General features: G+C 65.2%; 3 protein-coding genes and 1 tRNA gene. 2 read left to right on the top strand and 2 right to left on the bottom strand.

Annotation, left to right across the window (positions count from 1 at the left end):
- Positions 1-1,444, top strand: a 1,444-nt coding sequence (locus tag AAGI46_16470) for a malate:quinone oxidoreductase (GenBank protein MEM1013801.1), incomplete at its 5' end; no start/stop codon positions are given.
- A 43-nt stretch (positions 1,445-1,487) separates the two neighbouring features.
- Here AAGI46_16470 and AAGI46_16465 read toward each other — a convergent pair.
- The gene (locus AAGI46_16465; protein ID MEM1013800.1) at positions 1,488-1,937 is read right to left on the bottom strand and encodes a hypothetical protein; all 450 of its coding nucleotides are present in this window, start codon (positions 1,935-1,937) and stop codon (positions 1,488-1,490) included.
- A 68-nt stretch (positions 1,938-2,005) separates the two neighbouring features.
- A tRNA-Tyr gene (locus AAGI46_16460) sits at positions 2,006-2,087 on the bottom strand.
- 111 nt (positions 2,088-2,198) lie between these two features.
- Here AAGI46_16460 and AAGI46_16455 point away from each other — a divergent pair.
- Positions 2,199-3,251, top strand: coding sequence for a transaldolase family protein (locus AAGI46_16455; protein ID MEM1013799.1), 1,053 nt, complete (start codon positions 2,199-2,201; stop codon positions 3,249-3,251).
- The last annotated feature ends 66 nt before the right edge of the window (positions 3,252-3,317 follow it).

The raw sequence follows: 3,317 nt of genomic DNA, 5'->3' as shown, positions 1-3,317 counted from the left end.
CCTGAAGCCAAATGCCCGCATTCGCCTATTTGAAGCCCACAGCGAGTTCGCCGGCGAAGCGTCGAACGGCTGGCACAACGCCGGCACCGGACACGCCGGGCTGTGCGAGCTGAGCTACACGCCCCACCGCGGTGCGGATGGCGAGGTCGACGTCTCGGTCGCGGTAAAGATCTTCGAGCAGTTCGAGCACTCCAAGCAGTTCTGGTCGTCGCTCGTCCGTGACGGCGTCATCGACGACCCGGCGACCTTCGTCCGCCCGGTCCCACACATCGCTTTCGTCTTCGGCCAGGAGCAGGTCGACTTCCTTCGCTCTCGTCACAGGCAGATGACGAAGCACCACTTCTTCGCCGACATGGCGTACACGGAGGATCGCGAGAGGATCCGGCAGTGGGCACCGCTGCTGCTGGAGGGTCGCGACCCGAACGAACCCGTCGCCGCGACCAAGGCGGACGACGGGACCGACGTCAACTTCGGCTCGCTCGCCCGGCAGCAGGTCGAGTGGCTCGGCCGGCAGGACGGCTGCTCCAGCCAAGTCGCACACAAGGTCGTCGGCCTCGGCAAGCAGGCTGACGGCCGGTGGAAGGTCACGGTCCAGCCAAAGAACGGCGAACGTTTTTCCGTATTCGCGTCGTTCGTCTTCCTCGGGGCCGGCGGCGGGAGTCTGCCGCTGTTGCAGAAGGCGAACATCGCCGAGGCCAAGGGCCTGGGCGGCTTTCCGATCGGCGGGCAGTGGCTCGTCTGCGACGACCCGGCCGTCGTCGAGAAACACCGCGCCAAGGTCTACGGCCTGTCGCCCGGCGCCGCGCCGACCATGGCCGTGCCGCACCTGGACCTGCGGATCATCGACGGCAAAAAGGCTCTGCTCTTCGGGCCCTATGCCGCGTGGACGACGAAGTTCCTCCACAAGACCGGCCGACTCTTCGACCTGCCGGGCTCGGTGCGGCTGGACAACATCGCCTCGCTCGTCCGCGTCGGCCTGCACAACCTGCCGCTGGTCCGCTACCTCATCCAGCAAGGGCTGCAGAGCATGAACACGCGGCTGGTCGAGCTGCGCAACTTCTACCCCGACGCCAAGGCCGACGACTGGAAACTCATCGACGCTGGCATCCGCGTGCAGGCCATTAAGAAAACCGACGGCGACGCCGGCATCGTCCACTTCGGCACCGAGGTCATCACCGACGAGGCCAACACCATCTCGGCTTTGCTCGGAGCGTCGCCGGGTGCGAGCGTCTCGGCCAACATCATGCTCGACGTCATCAAACGCTGCTTCGCCGACGAGCTTGCCACGCCCGACGGCCACGAGCGGATGAAGGCGATGATCCCGACGTTCGACGACGATCTCCACGACGCCGTGTACAGCGATCGGCAGCGACAGACCAGCGACGAGGCGTTCGCCACGCTCAGGCTGACAGAAGCACCAGCTGACCTCGCGGCCACGGCGTGACAGACGATGCCTCGGGTTTCAGCCGAACGGCTGCCCGACGCGTTCAGTACTGCCGCCGCTGCGGACTGCTGTTGGCGGCGTCGACAATGCAGATGATGTGGAGAATCAGCCCCGGCACGATGAAGAGCAAGTAGCCAATGAACGTTCCGATCAGCCAGACGATGCCGGCACCTACCTTGCCATTGACCATCTGCCCGACGCCTGGAATCAAAAGGCTCAGCAACGCCGCGACACCGCCGCTCACGCCACTGTCGTGGTGGTGGTGATGCACGACCGACGGCTGGGCGTAGCGCGGAGGATGGACGTAGCCGCCGCCGACGTCGTCGTGCGGCTCATCGACACTGTCGACGATGGGAGCGACCTGCATGACCCGAACCCCACGCCGCCCCGCCCGCCGGACGGCCGACTCCTGCGTCGTCGCCTCAATGGTCATGGTGACGTCGTCACCCGTCGAGTCATCCCGCCCAACGATCCTCCACGCCTGATTTCCCATGCGGAGAGGGTAAGAGGGGGCCAGAAAACGAAAAACACCCTTCGAGAAGTCGCAGGTGTATCGCCGGATGGGAGCGGAGGGATTCGAACCCCCGAAGGCAGTGCCATCTGATTTACAGTCAGACCCGTTTGTCCACTTCGGTACACTCCCGGCGGGCCGACAGTGTAGGCGAGGGAGGGCGAGGGACAAGCCGCGGCACGGCCCTGCCACGGGGCCAATCGCGGGTTCGTGACGGCTGCCGGCGGCGATAAGCTGCCTCATATGACCACCGCCCTCGCCAGCCTCATCGACACCGGCACCAAACTCTGGCTCGACAGCGTCGACCCCGACGAGGTCACCACCAATATCGACCGCGGCATCACCGGGGCGACCAGCAACCCGGCCATCATCTCGTCGCTCATCAAGAGCGGTCGGTTCGACGAGACCATGCAGTCGATGCTCCGCGACGCCACCGACAGCTCGGCAGCGTGGATGATGTGCGACTACCTCGTCTCCAAGGCTCAGGAGCAGTTCCAGCCGATCTGGGAACGCACCGGCTGCAACGACGGCTGGGTCAGCTTCGAGCTCGACCCGCTGATCGAGGATCCCGAGGCAAACCTGCCGCACGAGGAGCGGGTCCGGCGCTACATCAGCCTCGGGCGGTACTGGTGCAGCGGGTACACGAACCGCATGATCAAGGTCCCTGCAACGCCGGCCGGCTTGGAAGCGATTGAGACGATGGCGGCCGACGGGCTGACGTTGAACGTCACGCTCATCTTCACGGAGCGTCAGTACAAGGCCGCTCGCGACGCGGTGTGGCGTGGGGCCCAGAAGCGGAAGGACGGGCTGGAGCGATTCAAGAGCGTCTACTCCATCTTCATCAGCCGGGTCGACGTCTACACGGCCAAGAAGGTGCCGGGGCTCGGCGACGAGGCGAGCAAGCGGATGGGCCTTGTCAACGCGAAGCGGCTCTGGGCGGACAATGAGGCGTTCTGGGCCGACAAGAACCTCAAGCTCCAGCAGGAGATCATCTTCGCCTCGACGGGGAAGAAGCTCGACTGGCAGGACGAGGACTACTACCCCAAACACGTCGCCGGCGGCGGCATCCAGACCAACCCGCCCGAGACCAACGACGCCATCGCCGCAGGCTCGGCGACTTACGAGAGGACCGTCGACAAGCTGCCGGACGAGGCGGTCCTCAAGGAACTGGACGAGAAGGTCGACCTGCAGGCAATGGAGGATTTCCTGATGGAAGAAGGCATCGAGAAGTTCGCCAAGCCGCAGAAGGCGCTGCTGGACGCTGTGAAACAGCAGCGGGCTCAGCTCACGTCCTGAGTCATGTTTTTGGTAGCTGCGGGGCTTCGGCCCCCCCTCGGGTGCGGCAGCCGGTTCGACATGGGG

Source organism: Planctomycetota bacterium (genome assembly GCA_038746835.1).
Lineage (GTDB): Bacteria > Planctomycetota > Phycisphaerae > Tepidisphaerales > Tepidisphaeraceae > JBCDKH01.
This window is presented reverse-complemented; position numbering and strand designations above follow the sequence as displayed.